General features: G+C 72.9%; 18 protein-coding genes. 8 read left to right on the plus strand and 10 right to left on the minus strand.

All coding sequences use genetic code 11. The features are described 5' to 3' along the window. Positions 1-98 precede the first annotated feature (98 nt). On the minus strand, positions 99-1,310 hold the full coding sequence (locus IF78_RS0113465) for an ROK family transcriptional regulator (protein ID WP_031476750.1): 1,212 nt from the start codon (positions 1,308-1,310) through the stop codon (positions 99-101). Between the two features lie 160 nt (positions 1,311-1,470). Further along, positions 1,471-2,703 (minus strand): MFS transporter, encoded by a 1,233-nt coding sequence (locus IF78_RS0113470; protein ID WP_031476751.1) that lies wholly within the window; start codon positions 2,701-2,703, stop codon positions 1,471-1,473. 130 nt (positions 2,704-2,833) lie between these two features. On the opposite strand from IF78_RS0113470, the gene IF78_RS0113475 reads away from it, so the two are divergent. Both IF78_RS0113475 and IF78_RS0113480 read left to right on the plus strand, forming a co-directional pair. Then, positions 2,834-3,763 (plus strand): LysR family transcriptional regulator, encoded by a 930-nt coding sequence (locus IF78_RS0113475; RefSeq protein WP_031476753.1) that lies wholly within the window; start codon positions 2,834-2,836, stop codon positions 3,761-3,763. A gap of 23 nt (positions 3,764-3,786) precedes the next feature. Beyond that, on the plus strand, positions 3,787-4,029 hold the full coding sequence (locus tag IF78_RS0113480; protein WP_031476754.1) for a hypothetical protein: 243 nt from the start codon (positions 3,787-3,789) through the stop codon (positions 4,027-4,029). An 86-nt stretch (positions 4,030-4,115) separates the two neighbouring features. Here the strand turns inward: IF78_RS0113480 and IF78_RS0113485 are convergent, their stop codons facing one another. Then, a complete protein-coding gene (locus IF78_RS0113485; RefSeq protein ID WP_031476756.1) occupies positions 4,116-5,210 on the minus strand; it encodes a mechanosensitive ion channel family protein in 1,095 nt (364 codons plus the stop codon). Between the two features lie 327 nt (positions 5,211-5,537). Here IF78_RS0113485 and IF78_RS0113490 point away from each other — a divergent pair, with 327 nt between their 5' ends. Then, positions 5,538-6,074 (plus strand): HNH endonuclease, encoded by a 537-nt coding sequence (locus tag IF78_RS0113490; protein ID WP_031476758.1) that lies wholly within the window; start codon positions 5,538-5,540, stop codon positions 6,072-6,074. A 74-nt stretch (positions 6,075-6,148) separates the two neighbouring features. Here IF78_RS0113490 and IF78_RS0113495 read toward each other — a convergent pair whose 3' ends face one another. From IF78_RS0113495 to IF78_RS0113515, 5 genes are all read right to left on the minus strand, one after another. Next, a complete protein-coding gene (locus IF78_RS0113495) occupies positions 6,149-6,757 on the minus strand; it encodes a hypothetical protein (protein ID WP_031476759.1) in 609 nt (202 codons plus the stop codon). Further along, complete coding sequence (locus tag IF78_RS0113500; protein ID WP_078662431.1) at positions 6,754-8,166, minus strand: hypothetical protein; 1,413 nt, start codon at positions 8,164-8,166, stop codon at positions 6,754-6,756. The genes IF78_RS0113495 and IF78_RS0113500 overlap by 4 nt, the downstream gene beginning before the upstream one ends. Continuing rightward, on the minus strand, positions 8,163-8,948 hold the full coding sequence (locus IF78_RS0113505) for an ABC transporter ATP-binding protein (protein WP_031476763.1): 786 nt from the start codon (positions 8,946-8,948) through the stop codon (positions 8,163-8,165). Before IF78_RS0113505 ends, IF78_RS0113500 begins: the two co-directional genes overlap by 4 nt. A gap of 140 nt (positions 8,949-9,088) precedes the next feature. Further along, complete coding sequence (locus IF78_RS0113510; protein ID WP_031476764.1) at positions 9,089-10,153, minus strand: zf-HC2 domain-containing protein; 1,065 nt, start codon at positions 10,151-10,153, stop codon at positions 9,089-9,091. Next, positions 10,150-10,755, minus strand: coding sequence for an RNA polymerase sigma factor (locus tag IF78_RS0113515; protein WP_031476765.1), 606 nt, complete (start codon positions 10,753-10,755; stop codon positions 10,150-10,152). The genes IF78_RS0113510 and IF78_RS0113515 overlap by 4 nt, the downstream gene beginning before the upstream one ends. Before the next feature lie 297 nt (positions 10,756-11,052). Here IF78_RS0113515 and IF78_RS43600 point away from each other — a divergent pair, with 297 nt between their 5' ends. The 3 genes from IF78_RS43600 (at position 11,053) to IF78_RS0113530 (ending at position 13,730) form a co-directional block, all read left to right on the plus strand. Beyond that, entirely contained in the window at positions 11,053-11,250 is a 198-nt protein-coding gene (locus tag IF78_RS43600) for a hypothetical protein (protein WP_234439724.1), read from the plus strand. Further along, entirely contained in the window at positions 11,251-13,383 is a 2,133-nt protein-coding gene (gene malQ, locus IF78_RS0113525) for a 4-alpha-glucanotransferase (protein ID WP_031476769.1), read from the plus strand. Between the two features lie 89 nt (positions 13,384-13,472). Continuing rightward, entirely contained in the window at positions 13,473-13,730 is a 258-nt protein-coding gene (locus IF78_RS0113530) for a hypothetical protein (protein WP_031476771.1), read from the plus strand. A gap of 106 nt (positions 13,731-13,836) precedes the next feature. On the opposite strand, the gene IF78_RS0113535 is transcribed toward IF78_RS0113530, so the two are convergent. Continuing rightward, on the minus strand, positions 13,837-14,418 hold the full coding sequence (locus tag IF78_RS0113535) for a TetR/AcrR family transcriptional regulator (RefSeq protein WP_031476773.1): 582 nt from the start codon (positions 14,416-14,418) through the stop codon (positions 13,837-13,839). 222 nt (positions 14,419-14,640) lie between these two features. On the opposite strand from IF78_RS0113535, the gene IF78_RS0113540 reads away from it, so the two are divergent. Next, positions 14,641-16,113: an FAD-dependent monooxygenase gene (locus IF78_RS0113540; RefSeq protein ID WP_031476775.1), complete on the plus strand. Its 1,473-nt coding sequence runs from the start codon at positions 14,641-14,643 to the stop codon at positions 16,111-16,113. Between the two features lie 12 nt (positions 16,114-16,125). On the opposite strand, the gene IF78_RS0113545 is transcribed toward IF78_RS0113540, so the two are convergent. Further along, a complete protein-coding gene (locus IF78_RS0113545) occupies positions 16,126-16,638 on the minus strand; it encodes a MarR family winged helix-turn-helix transcriptional regulator (protein WP_031476777.1) in 513 nt (170 codons plus the stop codon). A 110-nt stretch (positions 16,639-16,748) separates the two neighbouring features. Here IF78_RS0113545 and IF78_RS0113550 point away from each other — a divergent pair, with 110 nt between their 5' ends. Continuing rightward, positions 16,749-17,693: an EamA family transporter gene (locus IF78_RS0113550; protein ID WP_031476779.1), complete on the plus strand. Its 945-nt coding sequence runs from the start codon at positions 16,749-16,751 to the stop codon at positions 17,691-17,693. The last annotated feature ends 20 nt before the right edge of the window (positions 17,694-17,713 follow it).

Consider the following 17,713-nt stretch of genomic DNA (forward strand, 5'->3'; position numbering starts at 1 on the left):
GTGGGTGAGGGAAGGCGGGGGGTGGGTCGGAAGGGCTCAGCTGCCGAGTGGGAGGGCTGAGCTGCTGGGGTGAAGGGCTGGGCTGCGGGGGCGGGCGGTCAGCGCGAGGTGTCGAAGACCTCGTCGCGTGTGGTCGCGAGCGCGCTCTCCAACGCGCCCCGCAGCACGGGGTGTTCACGGACGTCACCGACGACGAGCCGGGGCCTGGACGCGGCCAGCTCCTCCAGCTCGTCCTGGACGAGGGCGCGCAGCACCTCGCCGCCGGAGGTGAGGGAGGCGCCGCTGAGGACGACCAGTTCGGGGTCGAGGACCGACACCAGGGAGGCGAGACCGGTGGCCAGCCGGGTCGCATAGGTCTGCAGGAGCAGCCGGTTCAGGACGGTGTCCTCGCCTGCGGCCCGTTCGACGAGGGTGGCGGCGGCCTCGGCGTACGGCCCCGACGGGATGTTCGTCATGCCGATGTCGCGTGCGAGCTGAGGGATCGCCTGTGAACCGGCGAGCTCCTGGTAGCCGCCACTGTTGGCTTTGGTCACCTGACGGACCAGGGGTGCACCCGGAACCGGCAGGAAACCCACCTCGCCCGCGCCGCCGGTCCAGCCGCGGTGCAGGCGCCCGCCGAGGACCAGGGCGGCACCGAGGCCGCCCTCGTTCCACAGCAGCACGAAGTCCTCGTGGCCGCGGGCCGCGCCGAGCCGTTGCTCGGCCAACGCCACGAGGTTGACGTCGTTCTCGTACTCGACCGGCATCGGCAGGGCGGCCGCGAGTTCGTCGAGCAGCGCGGGGGTGTGCCAGCCGGGGAGGTGGGAGGCGTAGCGCAGCCGGCCCGTGTTGGGGTCGAAGGCGCCGGGGGTGCCGATGACGAGCCGGTGGACGTCGTCGCGGGCGAGGCCCGCCGCCTTCACCGCGCCGTCGAGGGCGTCGGTGACCTGCCGTGCGACCGGATGGGCCGGGCGTCTGCCGGGGGTGGGCAGTTCGTACGACCCGACCGTGCGGCCGGTGATGTCGGCGACGGCGGCGAGGATGCGTTCGGGGGTGACGTCGAGCCCAGCGGCGTACGCGGCGGCCGGATTGACCTCGTACAGCTGGGCGCCCGGACCGGGTCGGCCCTCGGTCGTGCCGGTGGCCAGGACGAGGCCGGCGGCCTCCAGGCGGGCCAGCAACTGGGAGGCGGTCGGCTTGGACAGGCCGGTGAGCTTGCCGATCCGCGTGCGGGACAGTGGCCCGTGCTCCAGGAGGAGGTCCAGGGCGGCACGGTCGTTCATGGCGCGCAGGACGCGTGGGGTGCCCGGCGTACCGGCGGATCCTGCCATGGCGATCGACACCTGCCTCTCGGCTGACCAGCTTCTCAGCGATCTACGACGGAAGTCCATCCAGGATCACTGTTAGGAAAGTTTCCTATCGACTTGCCCAGGAAGGTAGACCCGATGGGAAGGTGGCGTCAAGAGAGGTCTATACCAGGCGACCCAGTCGTTACCCGGTGGCGCTGTGGAGCGGTGCACGCTCGCGCCGGGGGAGGAGGAGTGGGGTCGCCAGGAGCAGGGTGCCGGCCAGCGCGATCGCGATGCGTGGGCCGGTCAGAGCCGCCAACAGGCCCCACAGCGCGGTCATGGCGGCGGTCGTCGTCCTGCTCGTGACCGTCCATGCCGACAGGGTGCGGGTGATCCGGTCCGGCGGGGTGCGGTCGAGGCGGGTGGTGGCGAGCACCGGGTTGAAGACGCCGATGCAGGTGATCAGGCCGAACTCGACGGCCATGACGAGGAGGAGCCCGGGCGTGCCAGGGCCGACGAAGGCCAGCCCGATGGGCCAGCAGGCGCGCAGTGTGCCGGCGGTGAGCAGGACCGGGTGTCGGCCGTAACGGGCCACCAGCCGGCGCGAGAGGCGCGAGCCCAGCAGGCCGCCCAGGCATGGGGTGGCCAGGGCGAGCCCGTACTGCCAGGGGCTGAAGCCGAGTTGGCCGAGCATGAGGACGGTGAGCAACGGGGCCGGTGCCATGATCAGGGCGTTGACCAGGACCTGGTTGAGGAACAGCGGGCGCAGGGTGGGGTCCGTGAGGAGGTGCCGCCAGCCGGCCATGAGGTCGCCCGTCCGCAGGCCTGAGGGTATGTCAGGGCGGGTCTGTTGCCTTTCCTTACCGCCGATCGCCCCGATTCCCAGCGCCGACAGCAGATAGCTCGCCGCATCCGCCAGCACCGTGGTCATCGGGCCGAACACCCCGATCGCCACCCCGCCGAGCGGCGGCCCGAGCGCGGTGGCCGTCCACATCGTGGCCTCGAAACGGCCGTTCGCCACGAGCAGCTTCTCCGGCGGAACGAGGGACTTCAGATGGGCCCCGCTCGCCGCGACGAACGTGATGTCCGACGCGGCGACGACCACCGATACCACCAGCAGTTGCCCGATACCGAGCCCGTCCAGTGCGAACGCGGCGGGAATGCTCAGCAGCGCCGCGCACCGGAGCAGGTCGGCCACGATCATCACCGGCCGCTTCCGGCGGAACTCCACCCACGCCCCGAGCGGCACCGCCACCACCGCCCCCACCGCGAGCCCCGAGGCCGCCAGCAACGCCACCTCGGTCGCCCCGGCGTGCAGCACGGCGACCGCGATCAGCGGCAACGCGTCGAAGGCCAGCCGTGTCCCGAACGTACTGACCCCGTAGGCCGCCCACAGCCACCCGAAGTCCCGCCCCAGCGACCGCCTGCCCGTCATGCCCGCCCCAGCCTCGGCCCAGCCCCAACCTCACGTTGACCGGAGACATCCAAGCCGCAGGCGATTCCTCAGTTCAAACAACCGACGGGCTCCCGGACACAACCACCAGTTGTACGCCTACGATGGCGCTGTGGATCTCGACGCCGTGCGCACCTTCGTCGCCGCAGCGGACTCGGGCCGGTTCCAGGACGCCGCCGTGCTCCTGTCGGTCACCCAGCAGGCCGTCTCCAAGCGCATCGCCGCGCTGGAGAAGCACCTCGGGGTGCGCCTGTTCACCCGCGCCGCGCGCGGGGCCAGGCTCACCATCGACGGACAGGCATTCCTGCCCCACGCGCGTGCCCTCCTCCAGGCCGAGGAACGGGCCGTCGCCTCCGTACGCCCCGGCCGCCGTGCCCTGCGCGTCGACGTGATCGGCCGGCGGCTCGCCCCGGCGGTCCTGCTGCGCGGCTTCCATCGAGCCCACCCCGACACCGACCTCGACGTCGTCACCCTCTTCGACGCCGACGCGGCCGTGGCCGCCCTGCGCGCCGGCACGATCGACGCGTCCTTCCGTGCGGTCACCGTTCCGGCGAGCCGGCTGCCCGACGGCATCGAGGCCGTCCCGGTGTACGACGAGCCGCTGCAGCTCCTCACGGGAGCGGGACACGCGCTGGCCGCCGCCCGCGCCGTGGCGCCGGCCCGCCTCGCCGGGCACCGGATCTGGATGCCCGGCATCGTCGAGGGCACCGAATGGGCCGCCTACTACGCGGCTCTCGCCGCGGAGTTCGGGCTCACCATCGAGGCGACCGGACCCGACTTCGGCATCGAGCCGCTCTGTGACACGATCGCCGACTCCGCCGTACTGGCGTCCTTCGTCGGCGCGGACACCCGCCTGGTCTGGCCCGCCGACCAGGACCTGCGCCGCATTCCGCTGCGCGACCCGACTCCGGTCTATCCGCACTCCCTGCTCTGGTGCACCGACAACCCGCACCCCACCCTCACGGCACTCCGCGCCCACCTCGCCGCGAACCGGACCGAGCGCCGGGAGACGGAGATCTGGACGCCGGGCTGGGCGCGGTGACCGCTCGGAGTTAGATTGCACGGATGCCACATGATCGCCGCCGTTCGCTGTTCGCCTGGCTCGCCGTGATCCTTGCGGGTGTCTCTTTCGTCTACTGGGCGACCCGGCCGGTGCCGCACGGCGAGTGCGTGGTCGCCTACTCACTCTTCGGCAAGCCGCCGCCCGGACCTCAGCTGGATCAGTTCGCCCAGCAGGCCTATGAGGAGGCGGTCGCCGACGGGCGATGTGAGCCGCCTTGGCCGCGGTGGCGGGGGTGGGTGGACTGAGGTGTCTGCCCGCGCGATGAGCGCGAAGGGGGCGCCCGGAGATCCGGGCGCCCCCTTCGTCGTACGCCTGCTTCGGCCTCGTACGCCTACTTCGTCACACTCGGCGGCGCCAGCGGCGTAGCCGCCTGCGCCTGCGGCGAGGACGTGTTGGAGTACGCCGACGGGGCTGCCATGCCCGCCGTCGGGTCGGTCGCGGCCTGCTCCTCCGCCGTGAGGGGGGCGCGGCCGACGATCGGGATGTCGGCGGCGTCGAAGGCGCGCTTGATGCGCCAGCGCAGTTCGCGTTCGACCGTGAGGGACTTGCCGGGCATGGTCTTCGCCGAGACGCGCACGACCATGGAGTCCAGCAGCACGCTGTCCAGGCCGAGCACCTCGATCGGGCCCCACAGGAGCTCGTTCCAGGGCTCCTCCTTGCTCATCGCCTCGCCGACCTCGTTCAGCACGGCCTTCACGCGGTCGAGGTTCTCGGAGGGGCGGACCGTGACGTCCACGCCCGCCGTCGACCAGCCCTGCGAGAGGTTGCCGATGCGCTTGACCTCGCCGTTGCGGACGTACCAGATCTCGCCGTTGTCGCCGCGCAGCTTGGTCACGCGCAGGCCGACCTCGATGACCTCGCCGGAGGCGACGCCCGCGTCGATCGAGTCGCCGACGCCGTACTGGTCCTCCAGGATCATGAAGACGCCGGAGAGGAAGTCGGTGACCAGGTTGCGGGCGCCGAAGCCGATCGCCACACCCGCGACACCGGCCGAGGCGAGCAGCGGCGCCAGGTTGATGTCGAAGGCGGACAGGACCATCAGCGCGGCCGTGCCCATGATCACGAAGCTGGCCACCGAGCGCAGCACCGAGCCGATCGCCTGGGAGCGCTGACGGCGGCGTTCGACATTGACCAGGAGGCCGCCGATAGCCGTGCCGTCCACCGCCTGCGCGGTGCGGTTCATCCGGTCTATGAGCTTGGTGATCGCCCGCCGGATCAGCACTCTCAGCACCCCCGCGATCACCAGGATCAACAGGACCTTGAGGCCTATCGCGAGCCACGTCGACCAGTTCTGCTCGACCCAGCTCGCGGCCTGGGTCGCGCTCTCCTGGGCGTCCTGGATCGAGGGAACCGCCGGAGTCGTCGACCCCGAGGGAGTCGGCGACGGCGACGAGCCGGCGGTCAGTAGGACGGCGGGCAGGGACACGGCGGGTACCTCCAGTGCAGCGGCCCGCCCCACCGGCAGATGGTCAAGGTCGATCAAGGTCACGAAAAGGTCACCGGCGGGGCAGGTCCACCACACTATCGGGGCATCGTGTGTGGATCGCCGCCATGTTCGAGGGAGGAAACGTGCCCACCCGGGGATGAACTGGGGGGATGAAGCGTTCATCGTCCGGGGGATGAATCAGATGTGGTTGAAAACACTCCCAGCCCGTTACCGGGACATGGTGGCGCTTTCACCAGGCAAGAGGGGAGACTGACTACAGATCGTCCCGGCGCGAGCCACGCGCCGCCGACGCCCAAGGAGGCATCCGTGCCGCATGTCCTGGTCCTCAACGCGTCGTACGAGCCACTCGGCGTCGTACCGCTCCGCCGCGCGCTCGTCCTCGTCCTCGAGAACAAGGCCGTATGCCTCGAGGAGTCCGGCGCCTTCATGCACAGCGCGACCGTCACAGTCCCCGCACCCAGCGTGGTCCGGCTCAAGCGATTCGTCCGGGTCCCCTATCGGGGGCCCGTTCCCCTCACCCGCAGAGCGCTCTTCGCGCGCGACGGGGGCCGGTGCATGTACTGCGGTGGCGTCGCAACCAGCGTCGACCATGTCATTCCGCGCAGCCGCGGGGGCAAGCACGTCTGGGACAACGTGGTGGCGTCCTGCCGCCGCTGCAACCATGTGAAGGCCGACCGACACCTGTTCGAGATCGGCTGGCGGCTGCGCCACAAACCCGCTCCACCCACCGGTCTCGCCTGGCGCATCATCGGCACCGGGCATAGGGACCCGCGCTGGCTGCCGTACTTGCAGCCGTACGGCGCGGAGGACGCCATGGCCCGGATCGACGGCATTTCCGCCTGACGATCCGGGCCTTCGCATACCCGGTGCCTCCGGGACCCCGCGGTCTCGTCGCGGGGTCCCCCGACACGGGTCTCTCAGTCGCGCGCCCCTTCCGCCCGCGCGCCCCGCAGCACATACAGCACGCCGCCGACGCCGAAGGCGACGAGCGCCACCACCCATGCGCCTCGCTCCGCGGCCGGCTGCACCAGCCATGCCCACAGCGGTACCGAGTTCCCGCGCAGGGCGGAGGCTCCCAGATACACCGCGCTGACGTACCCGAAGACCGGCAGCCAGCTCAGCCGGGCGCCGAGCAGGGCGGCCGCGGCCGCGGTGAGGCCGGTGCAGCCGAGCGTGTTGCGGATCATGGCCGACGGGCCGAAGAAGGACGCGTGCCCGAGGACGGCCCACGGCAGCAGGGCCGCGGCCAGCGCCGTGAGGGTCAGCAGATGGACCAGACGGCGCCGCCACCAGGGGCGGACGGCCGTGCGGTCCAGTTCCTCGGAGGCCGTGTACAGGCTCGTGCCGATCACCGCGGCCGCGAACAGCGGGGCCAGCGCGATGACCGGCACCCGGCGGTCCGGGTCCAGATAGGCGTCCAGTTCGTGTGCGGCCCAGACCGCGAGGGCGGCGGTCGCGGCGAGCGCGGCGACCGTGCGAGGGACGGTGCGCGAGCGGACGTAGAGGAGCGGGCCGGACGTCGTCACAGGGCCGGCACCTCGCTCGGGTCGCACGCCCGCGCGGTCGCGAAGTACGCGGACAGCCAGGCCCGGCGCTCCTCGCCGCCCATCTCCCTCAGGCGGGCCCGGGCCTCGAGCCGGTCCCGCAGTTCCGCGCGATCGGCCTCGCTCCCCTCGGCCTCCAGCTTGTCGAAGTCCCCGGCCAGCGGATTCGGTGCCAGGTAGTGCTGCACGGCCTCGTCGACCCTTGCCACGCTCGGGTCCACGGCCGTGTCGCACTCGGCGCGGTCGTACAGCGCCATCCCGGCCTCCCACGCGAACTGCCGCGGAGAGGCGAGCCGTCCCCGTACGACCGTCCAGCCGATCGGCGTGGTGATCGGCAGACGGACCTCGTCCGGGCCGGGCTCCCCCGGCAGATCGGTGAAGCGGACCGGCAGGTTCTGTACGCCGTCCAGTCGGCCCGTCAGGTCGGCCAAGGCGGCCGTGACCTGCGGCAGGAGGTCTTCATAGCGGGCGTTGACGCAGATCTGCGGGGTGGTGGAGGTGTCGCACACCTGCCGCCGGGCGACCGGGTTGGTGTGCCACAGCCCGTCGCCGGTCTGCACCAGCAGCGTGCCCGCGGCCATAGCGGCGGCCAGCGGCAACAGGGCCGTGAACCGGCGGCGGGCCGCGTACGCGAGGACCGCGGCCGCCGCCAGACCGCCCGTCCACACCGCCATGACGAGCGGTTGCCACCACACCGGTACGTCGATGTCCGAGGTGTCGCCGATGGGGGTCAGGTGCCGGAGCGAGCCGGTGCTGTCGTACGTCACGAAGCCGAGGACGACGTACCCGGCCACCGCCAGCAGCGGCGGCGTCAACCGCCACGGCAGCCGGCGGCCCACGACGTGTCCCACCAGGACGGCGGACGCCAGGGCGACCGCGTCCGTGAGCGGCGCGACGAGATCCGGACGATCACCGGTGGCCCGGAGCGCCGTGGCGAGCAGGGTCAGGGCGGCGGCGACCACGTACCCGGCGACCGCCCAGCATGCGACCGGCAGTGCGGCGGCCAGGAACCGGGCGAGCGTGCCCCGCACGGCCGTCGCCATCAGCTCCTCGGTACGGCGTCTGCGCTCCCGGCCGCCCTGCCGGCAGCCGGCGGCCAGGGCCAGCGGCACGCCGAGCAGCACGGCTGTGGTGTGCAGCCGCCCACGGGTCTCGGCCCATCCGCCCTGCCACTGCGCGGACGTGCCGGCCATGGCCACGGCGATGGCGAGGAAGAGCGCCACGCCCGTCCAGGGGGCGAAGCCGCGCAGGAACTCGGCGCGGAGGGGATGGCGGGATGCGCGACGAGGACGGCGGGATGCGCGCGGGGGAGGGGCGCTCGGGGCGTTGTCGTGCGCCTGCTGTCCCGGCTCCTGGCCATGCGCGTGGTCCTGGGCTGCAATGAGGGTCATCGGGCCGCCCCTTCGAGGGGGTGGGCCGTGGGGGCGGCGGACTCGGGGCCGCGGTGGGCGCGCAGGGCTGCCGTGTAACCGCGCTCGATCGGGTTGTCGCCGACGACGCCCGCCGCCGTTTCACCGAGAGCCGCGAGGGACTCGGGTGTGCCGCGGTAGGCGACCCGACCCGCGTCGATGAGCGTGACCTCCGTACAGGCCGCCGCCACGTCCTCCACGAGGTGGGTGGAGACGATGACCGTGGCCGAGGCGCCCAGTTCGCGCAGCAGTTCGCGGAACTCCACACGCTGTTCCGGGTCGAGACCGGCGGTCGGCTCGTCGAGGAGCAGCACCCGGGGGTCGTTGACGATGGCCTGGGCGATGCCGACACGGCGGACCATCCCACCGGACAGCGTCCTGACCTTCGCGTCGATCCGGTCGCCGAGGCCGACCCGGGCGACGGCCCGTTCGACGGCGGCCGGGGTCTCGGCGGCGGGCATGTCCTTCAGCCACGCCACGTAGGCGACGAACTCCCGCACGGTGAAACCCGGGTAGTAGCCGAACTCCTGCGGAAGGTAGCCGAGCCGGCGCCGCACCGCGCTGCGGCGCCGGTGCTCCCCGGTGTCCTCGCCGAGGATCTCCACCCGGCCGCTGTTCGGTTCGGCGACCGTGGCGAGGACCCGGATCAGCGAGGTCTTGCCGGCCCCGTTCGGACCGAGCAGTCCGTGGACGCCGGGGCCGAAGTCGACGTCGAGGGAGTCGAGGGCGACGGTCTTGCGGTGACGGACGTGGAGATCGGTCACGCGGATGGTGGGCAAGGGGGCTCCAGGTGGATCGGGTGGGGTGAGTGGCCGCGTGGGACGGCCGCCTCGGCCTGAGGCGGAGGGGATGTGCGGCGAGGTTCGGTGTGATGTCGGGTGCGGGCCGGGCTTCCCGGCCGAGGTCAACGCCGGTCCAGGCGGTCGTAGGCGGGACGGCGGGCGGCCAGCAGCGCGGCGCACAGCACTGCCGCCGCCGCCCAGCCGCCCTGGGCCGGGGCACCGTCGAGGTAGGCGGAGACCTGCTCGGCCAGGCGTGCGGTCAGCCGGCCGTCCGCGGTGAGCACCGGGCCCAGTACGGCACACAGCCAGCCGCCGCCGGTCACGGCCGTTGCGGCACGGAAGCCGACGTAACCGGCCAGGGCCAGCGAAACCAGCGTCAGCGTGAGCCCGGGCAGCAGCCAGGTCGCCGCGGCGGGGGCACCCGAGGAGGGCAGCAGCGCCCCCGCCAGGGTCAGCAGCGGCAGGCTCACCGCCAGCACGGCGGCCGTCCGCGTCAGCACCAGCCGGAGCCCCGCCGAGGGTGTCGCCGCCGCGATCTCGTGCAGCGGATCGGAGTGCGCCCCGTAGGACAGGGCGACACCGGCGACCGGCACCGCCGGAGCGACGGCCAGCAACAGGGGCCGCGCCCCCGCGAAGTCGGCGAACCGGGCCAGCAGGACCGCGGCGAGTGCCACTCCCAGCACGGCCGCCGACCAGGCACCGCGTACGGCGGGCCCGGCGGCCCACAGCACACGGGCCGTGCGGGAGCCGATCGGCGCGGTGGTGAGGGACCGGGGTCCCCGGAGCCGGGCTCGGCGGTAAGGCCGCGAGGGTGCGGCGGCCGTGGTGTGGTCCGGCGTGGATGTGGATGCGGATGCGGATGCGGCGGAGGTGGAGGCGGAGCCGGAGGTGGAGGCATGAGCCCCGGACGCCCGTGCGTCCCCCGCCGTTCGTACGGCCGGCGCTGCCCGAGTGCCCCGGGCGGTCAGGGCACCCTCCGCCGCTTCCCGCTCGCTCGTCCTCAGCACCGTCTCCCGCACCTCGGCCAGCACCACGCCGGCCGGTGTCTCCCGCACCGCTCGCGACACACGGGCCGCGCACCTTCCGCAGGACTCCAGGTGCTTCTCCAGCGACCAGGCGTCCGGGTCCGGCAGTGAGCCGTTCGCGTAGCGGGTGACAAGGGCGTCGGACGCGTGCCAGCCGGTCATGCCGGGCCTCCCAATGGCGAGGGGTGCAACTGGGCGAGCGCGGCGCGGAGTTCGGCGCGGGCGCGCATCGCGCGGGACTTGACGGTGCCCTCGGGTATGCCGAGGAGGCGGGCGGTCTCACGGGTGGACAGTCCGTCGACGACCGTGGCGCGCAGCACGTCGCGCAGTTCGGGCGAGATCCGGTCGAGGGCGGTGCCCACATCGCCGTACTCCAGTCCCGCCAGCACCCGGTCCTCGGCGGACGGCACGGCCGACTGCGGCGCGTGCCCGGTGTGAGCCTCGTCCATCGGCGCCGCCTCCAGCCGCGTGGTTCGCTCGTGCGCCCGCCGTGCGTCGACCAGGCGCCGCGCGGCGATGGTCCACAGCCAGCCGCCGGCCTCGTCGCCACGGTGCGCGTCCGCCGACCGCCACACCGTCACGAACGTGTCCTGCAGCACCTCGCGCACCACCTCGGGATCGGCGCAGCGCCGGCGCAGCCGTGCGTGCAGCCACCCCGCGTGCCGGTCGTAGAGCGTGGCCAGCGCCGCCGAGTCGCCGCCCGCCACGGCACGCAGCAGCGCCGCGTCCGAGTGCTCCTCGTCCTTCTCCCGGTGGCCCCCCATGGGGCGGAACAGTCTCACACCCCGTCTATCGACGACTCCGGGGTGGCCGGTTCACGCCCGCGGAACATCAGGGCGCGTCCACGGAACAGTCCCCGGAACATCAGTGCGCCCCCGTGGCGGGACAAGGAATGTGACGAGAGGCACGTTGTTGCGTTGTGTACGTCTGCCTCCGCGCCCACTGGGTAGGGCTGCGGTAACCGCCACGACGCACACGACGTACACGACGTACTCGACAAGGAGGACCCCGTGCCCGCAGCATCGGCCCTGTCCAAACCTGAGGCGCCCATCGGACCCGAGATGCACGACTGCGTCTTCAGCGCCGAGGGCGCCTGCGCCGAGACCCCGCTCACCAGCGAACCACCCCTGCCCGACGCCGAGCCCCTCACCAGCGAGCCGCCGCTCGCCGACGCCGCGCCGCTGACCAGTGAGGCGGCGGTCTGGGATGCGGGTATGGACACCGGTATGGACCTGGACATGGACTTCCCGAGGCCGTAGATGACAGCCCAGCGGTCGGCTGAACCCCTCGCCGAGGGCCCTGAAGGTCCTGAGGACCCTGAGGGCCGCCCCTGCGACGACCTGTCCCGGCTCGCCGAGCTGTACGGCGTCGCCACCTCCTACCAGCCGTCCGCCGACCGCACGGTCACGGCCTCCGCCACCGCACTCACCCTCGCCCTGGCCGCCCTCGACGTCGACACGAGCACGCCCGGCGCGGTCCGTACCGCGCTCGCCGCGCGAGAGCGGGAACTGCGCGAGCGGCTGCTGCCCCCGACGGTGGTGTGCTGGAGCGGGGCCGAGCCCGAGGCGCCGGCCGGGCTGCCGTCCGGCACCCGGCTGCACATCACGACGGAGCAGGGCGAGATCCGCACCGACACCGGCGGACTCCCGCCCGGCGTCCACCGTTTGACGGCGACCACACCGGACGGCCGTACGGCGACCAGCCACCTGGTCGTCGCCCCGCCCCGGCTGCCCACGCCCACCGGACGCTCGTACGGCCTGCTCGTCCAGCTCTACTCCCTGCTGTCCCGCCGCTCCTGGGGCATGGGCGACCTCGGCGACCTGGCCGAACTCGCCGGCTGGGCCGGCCGGGTGCTCGGCGCCGGATTCGTGCAGGTCAACCCGCTGCACGCGGCCGTACCCGGCACCCCGACCGACCCGTCCCCCTACCGCCCCTCCTCCCGCCGCTTCCCCGACCCCGTGCACCTGCGGGTCGAGGACATCCCCGAGTTCGCGTACGTCGAGGACCGCGAGCGCGTACGGGGGCTGCTCGAGCGGGCCGGGCGGCTGCGGGAAGCGGTGCTGGAGAAGGGGGAGTTGATCGACCGGGACGCGGTGTGGGAGGCGAAGCGGGAGGCGCTCGAACTGGTCCGCGCGGTGCCGCTCGGGCCGGGGCGGCGGGCCGCCTACGTCGACTTCCTCGCGCGGGAGGGACAGGCGCTCGAGGACCACGCCACATGGTGCGCGCTGGCGGAGGTGCACGGCTCGGACTGGCAGCGGTGGCCGGAGGGACTACGGGACCCGAGGTCACCCGAAACCGCCCGCGCACGCGGCGAGTTGATGGACCGGGTCGACTTCCACTGCCGTCTCGCCTGGCTCACCGACACCCAGCTGACCGCAGCCCAGCGGGTCGCGCGGGAGGCGGGGATGCCGGTCGGGATCGTGCACGACCTCGCGGTCGGTGTGCACCCCGGGGGCGCGGACGCCTGGGCGCAGCAGGAGTACTTCGCCGCCGGGATGTCGGTGGGCGCGCCGCCGGACGCCTTCAACGCGCGCGGCCAGGACTGGGGACTTCCGCCCTGGCGGCCGGACCGGCTCGCCGAGTCGGGATACGAGCCGTACCGCCGACTGCTGCGGGCCCTGTTCCGTTCCGCGGGCGCCCTGCGCATCGACCACGTCATGGGGCTGTTCCGGCTGTGGTGGGTGCCGCAGGGGCATACGCCGACCGAGGGGACTTACGTCCGTTACGACGCCGAGGCCATGCTCGCGATCCTGGTGCTGGAGGCCTCCCGGGCCGGGGCGGTGGTGATCGGGGAGGATCTCGGCACGGTGGAGCCGGGTGTGCGGGAGACGCTGCGCTCGCGGGGCGTGCTCGGCACCTCGGTGCTGTGGTTCGAGCGGGACTGGAACGGCGACGGCCGGCCACTGCCGCCGGAGTCCTGGCGCGCCGACTGCCTCGCCACCGCCACCACGCACGACCTGCCGTCCACCGCGGCCCGCCTCACCGGCGAGCACGTCGAACTCCGCGACAGTCTCGGCCTGTTGACCCGGCCCCTGGAGCAGGAGCGGGCGGAGGCGTCGGCGGACACGGGCGAGTGGCTGGAGCTGCTGTCCCGGCTGGGGCTGCTGCAGGGCACCCACGGCGGGCGCGGCACCTCGGAGGAGGAGGCCGAAATTCAGGCCGTGCACCGCTTCCTGCTGCGCACCCCGGCCCGCATGGTCGGCGTCTGGCTCCCGGACGGCGTGGGCGACCGACGGCCGCAGAACCTGCCGGGGACGTGGGACCAGTATCCGAACTGGCGGCTGCCGGTCGCCGACGCGGAGGGGCGGCCGGTGACGCTGGAGGAGCTGGCGGCATCGCCGAGGGTGCGGGCGTTGGTGGAGGTACTGCGGGGCGGCGACAGTCCCGCCTGACGGTGACCCTGTGTGAGGCCGCCCGGGGCTACGTCGCATACGGCACCCCGGGCGCGCGGCCCCTCGTGGGGTTCTGTACTTTTGGGACCGTGGACAAGAAGAACGCCCTGCGCGCCGGCGCCCTGGCCGCCGGTACGACGCTGATGATGCTGCTCATGTCGTCCCCCGCGCTCGCGCTCACGCGTGACGACGGCGACGACCCCGGCCAGGGCCTGAGCGTCATGGAGACGCTGGGCCAGTTCGTCTTGGCCCCCATCGTGCTGTTCGCGGTGATCGCGGGCCTCGTGATGGTCCTGGACCGCTCCACCGACCGCCAGCCGAAGGCGAAGGCCAAGGCGAAGGCCTGACCGGGACGGTTCCGTCCGGTCATCTCTCTTCCCGAGGGCGCCGGCCCCGTCGTGCGTACGCGCATCCGCCGTACGGTACGACGAGGTCGGCGCCCTCTGTGTGTTCTCACGCCGGGTGCGGCGCCGTCAGATACCGCTGCACCGTGGGCGCCAGCCAGGCCACGACCTCCTCGGGGGCCAGATCCACGGCGGGCGGAAACCGCAGGACGTAGCGCGTGAGCGCCAGCCCCAGCAACTGCGCCGACACCAGCGCCGCCCGCGCCGACGCCTGCTCGGGGTCGGGGCACACCCGGCGGGCGACCGGCAGCAACTGGTCCCCGAAGATGCCCCGCATGCGCTCGGCCCCGGCCTGGTTGGTCGCGCCGACCCTGAGCAGGGCCGTGAGCACCTCGTTCTTCTCCCACATGCCCAGGAAGTGCGTCACGAGCGCCCGGCCGACGTCGTCCCGGGTCAGCGACGCCGGGTCCGGCAGGTGCAGGTCGATGGCGACGGCCGCCGCGAACAGGCCCTCCTTGTTGCCGTAGTAGCGCATCACCATCGACGGATCGATGCCGGCGTCCTTGGCGATGGCGCGGATGGTGGCGCGGTCGTATCCGTCGGTCGCGAAGCGCTCGCGGGCGGCGTCGAGGATCGCCTTGCGCGTGGCGTCGGAGCGGCGGGAGGGGGCGGGGGACGTGCTCTGGTTCATGCCAACAACCGTAGGCCAACGTGTGTGGGTCAACAAGCGTGGGTCAACAAGCGTGGGTCAACGATTGTGGGCAACGACTCTGGGCGACGACTGTGGGTCACCGCTTGGTGGTCAATGCGCGTTTGCCAACGGTTGTAGGCCAACAAGTGTTGACATCCATGGCGCGCGCCCATACGGTTGCCAACAAGCGTTGACCAACAACCGTTGGCACAGGAGGCCACCATGAACGGCACTCGCACCCCCAGCTCCCCGGGCGCCACCCACCCCGTGATCGTCGTCGGCGCCGGCCCCACCGGCCTCCTCCTCGCCGGTGACCTGGCCGCAGCCGGTGTCCCCGTCGTCCTCCTCGAGCGGCGCCCGCACAAGATCAGCAATCTCTCCCGCGCCTTCGGTGTGCACGCCCGGACCCTGGAGCAGCTCGACGCCCGCGGCCTCGCCGACCCGCTGCTCGCCACCGGCAGCACCATCACCGAGCTGCGCCTCTTCCGTCGCCTCTCGCTCGACCTCGGCACGCTGCCGTCCCGCTTCCCGTTCCTGCTGATCACGCCGCAGTACGAGGTCGAGCGGCTGCTGGAGCGGCGGGCGCGGGAGCTCGGCGTGGAGTTCCTCTTCGAGCACGAGGTCGTCGGGCTGCGGCAGGACGACAGCGGGGTCGACCTCGATGTGCGCGGCCCGGACGGGGCGGTCGTGACGCGGCGCGCGGCGTACGTCGTCGGCGCGGACGGTCACCGCAGTGCCGTGCGCGAGGCCATCGGCCTGCCCTTCCCCGGTGTCTCGGTCATCAAGTCCCTGTTCCTGGCGGACGTCCGGCTCGCCGAGCGGCCCGAGAGCGTGCTCACGGTCAACGGCGCGGGCGACTCCTTCGCGATGATCGCGTCCTTCGGCGACGGCTGGTACCGCGTCATGGGCTGGAACCGCCGCCACGAGGCCCCCGACGACGCCCCGCTCGACCTCGACGAGGTCAAGGAGGTCGCCCGGCGCGCCCTGGGTACCGACTACGGCATGCACGACGCGCGCTGGCTCTCCCGCTTCCACAGCGACGAGCGGCAGGCGCCCCAGTACCGGGTCGGCCGGGTCTTCCTCGCCGGCGACGCCGCGCACGTCCACTCACCGGCCGGCGGCCAGGGCATGAATACCGGCCTTCAGGACGCGGCCAACCTCGGCTGGAAGCTCGCCGCGGCCGTGCGGGGCTGGGCTCCCGAGGGCCTGCTGGACACCTACCAGGCCGAGCGGCACCCCGTCGGCAAGGCCGTGCTGCGCAGCAGCGGCGGGCTGGTCCGGCTCGCGCGGGCGCAGAACCCGGCGCTGCGTGCCGTACGCGCCCTCTTCTCCGCCTTCGTCAACGCGGCCCGGCCCGCCCAGGCCAAGGCCCTGGCCCAGATCTCGGGCGTCGGCTACAAGTACCCCGCCCCCCGCGGCTCCCACCGCCTGGTCGGCACCCGTGTCCCCGACGTGGCGCTGGAGAGCGGCCGGCTCTACGAGGCCCTGCGTGGCGGACGGTCCGTGCTGATCGCCCCGGAGGGCCTGGAGGTGCCCGAGGAGCAGGGCGGGCGCAAGGACCGGCTGACCGTGGAACGCTGGGCGAGCGATCGCCGTACGACCGTGCTGGTGCGGCCCGACGGATACGTGGCATGGGCGGCGGAGGGCGCGGACGTGGCGGCCGTGGAGGCGGCGCTCGCCGCCCATCTGGGGTGAGCGGAACCCGTCCTATCGGGGTTCGGGCGTCCCCGCGAGCAACGCCCGCAACAGGTCGGCCAGTCGGTCGGCCTGTTCGTCGTCGAGGGTGGACAGTGCCTCCGTCTGGACGGCGAGCCCGGCGCCGACGGCCTCGTCGATGAGGCTCAAGCCCTTCTCGGTGAGCGTGACTTGAAGTCCGCGCCGGTCGTGCGGGTCGGGGGAGCGGCGCAGCAGGCCGGCCCGTTCCAGCTTGTCGAGGCGGCCGGTCATGCCGCCGGTGGTGAGCATCAGCGTCGCCGAGAGCTGCCGGGGCGAGAGCGTGTAGGGCTCGCCGGAGCGGCGCAGGGTCGCCAGGACGTCGAACTCGCCGCGTGAGATGCCGTAGGGCGCGTACGCCTTCTCCATGCGGTCGCCCATCGTGCGCGAGAGGCGGTAGATCCGCCCGAAGACCTCCATGGCCTTCGTCTCGAGGTCGGGTCGCACGGCCGCCCACTGGTCGATGATCGCGTCGACGGGGTCCTTGCGCTGCGGGTGTTCGCTCATGCGCCGAGTATCGGCCGCCGGATGCTCGGCCGCAAGAAAGTGGCTTGACGGAAAGTAGATTAGCGCTAAGCTGCTTTCTACTGACCTACTAGCCCTGAAGGGTGTGCCCCATGGCCGCCAACCGTGCCGCCCTGACCCTCCTCACCGCCCTGGCGCCCATCTCCTGGGGAACCACTTACGCCGTCACCACGGAGTTCCTCCCGCCCGACCGGCCCCTCTTCACGGGCCTGATGCGCGCCCTCCCCGCCGGGCTGCTGCTGCTCGCCGTCGCCCGTGTGCTGCCGCGCGGCGCCTGGTGGTGGAAGTCGGCGGTGCTGGGGGCGCTGAACATCGGTGCCTTCTTCCCGCTGCTCTTCCTCTCCGCGTACCGCCTGCCCGGCGGTATGGCGGCGGTCGTCGGCTCGGTCGGCCCGCTGTTCGTCGTGGGCCTCTCGGCGCTGCTGCTGGGGCAACGGCCGACGGTGCGGAACGTGCTCACCGGCATCGTGGCCGCGTTCGGCGTCAGCCTCGTCGTGCTGAAGGCGGCCGGCGCGCTCGATGCGGTCGGCGTGCTGGCCGCGCTGGCCTCCACGGCGTCCATGTCCGCCGGCACCGTACTGACCAAGCGCTGGGGACGCCCGGACGGCGTCGGCCCCCTCGCCCTCACCGGCTGGCAGCTGACGGCCGGCGGCCTGCTCATCGCCCCGCTCGCCGTTCTGGTCGAGGGCGCTCCGCCCGCGCTCGACGGCCGGGCGGCCGCCGGCTACCTCTATCTGGCGCTGGCGAACACGGCGGTCGCGTACTGGCTCTGGTTCCGCGGCATCGGCCGCCTCAGCGCCACCCAGGTCACCTTCCTCGGGCCGCTGTCGCCCCTCACGGCGGCGGTGGTCGGCTGGGCGGCACTGGGGCAGGCGCTGACGCCGGTGCAGCTCGTCGGGATGGGGCTGGCTTTCGGGGCGACGGTTGTGGGTCAACTCCGGCCGCGTACCAAGGTCGCGACACGACCCTTCAGTTCCTCTGAAAAGAACGCTCGAAAAGATTCGATGGACGCGATGGATCCGGCGCTGCGACGGTAGATCAAGCCCGATCACCGCCC

The organism is Streptomyces bicolor (assembly GCF_000719285.1).
Lineage (GTDB): Bacteria > Actinomycetota > Actinomycetes > Streptomycetales > Streptomycetaceae > Streptomyces > Streptomyces bicolor.

What these genes read in the sequence shown, in the direction of transcription:
- IF78_RS0113510 (WP_031476764.1), bottom strand. Translation starts at nt 10,153, where the DNA reads ATGACCGGCTGGCACGCGTCCGACGCCCTTGTCACCCGCTACGCGAAC.
- IF78_RS0113470 (WP_031476751.1), bottom strand. Translation starts at nt 2,703, where the DNA reads ATGACGGGCAGGCGGTCGCTGGGGCGGGACTTCGGGTGGCTGTGGGCG.
- malQ (WP_031476769.1), top strand. Translation starts at nt 11,251, where the DNA reads ATGACAGCCCAGCGGTCGGCTGAACCCCTCGCCGAGGGCCCTGAAGGT.
- IF78_RS0113535 (WP_031476773.1), bottom strand. Translation starts at nt 14,418, where the DNA reads ATGAACCAGAGCACGTCCCCCGCCCCCTCCCGCCGCTCCGACGCCACG.
- IF78_RS0113465 (WP_031476750.1), bottom strand. Translation starts at nt 1,310, where the DNA reads ATGGCAGGATCCGCCGGTACGCCGGGCACCCCACGCGTCCTGCGCGCC.
- IF78_RS0113515 (WP_031476765.1), bottom strand. Translation starts at nt 10,755, where the DNA reads ATGGGGGGCCACCGGGAGAAGGACGAGGAGCACTCGGACGCGGCGCTG.
- IF78_RS0113545 (WP_031476777.1), bottom strand. Translation starts at nt 16,638, where the DNA reads ATGAGCGAACACCCGCAGCGCAAGGACCCCGTCGACGCGATCATCGAC.
- IF78_RS0113500 (WP_078662431.1), bottom strand. Translation starts at nt 8,166, where the DNA reads ATGACCCTCATTGCAGCCCAGGACCACGCGCATGGCCAGGAGCCGGGA.
- IF78_RS0113540 (WP_031476775.1), top strand. Translation starts at nt 14,641, where the DNA reads ATGAACGGCACTCGCACCCCCAGCTCCCCGGGCGCCACCCACCCCGTG.
- IF78_RS43600 (WP_234439724.1), top strand. Translation starts at nt 11,053, where the DNA reads ATGCACGACTGCGTCTTCAGCGCCGAGGGCGCCTGCGCCGAGACCCCG.
- IF78_RS0113480 (WP_031476754.1), top strand. Translation starts at nt 3,787, where the DNA reads ATGCCACATGATCGCCGCCGTTCGCTGTTCGCCTGGCTCGCCGTGATC.
- IF78_RS0113550 (WP_031476779.1), top strand. Translation starts at nt 16,749, where the DNA reads ATGGCCGCCAACCGTGCCGCCCTGACCCTCCTCACCGCCCTGGCGCCC.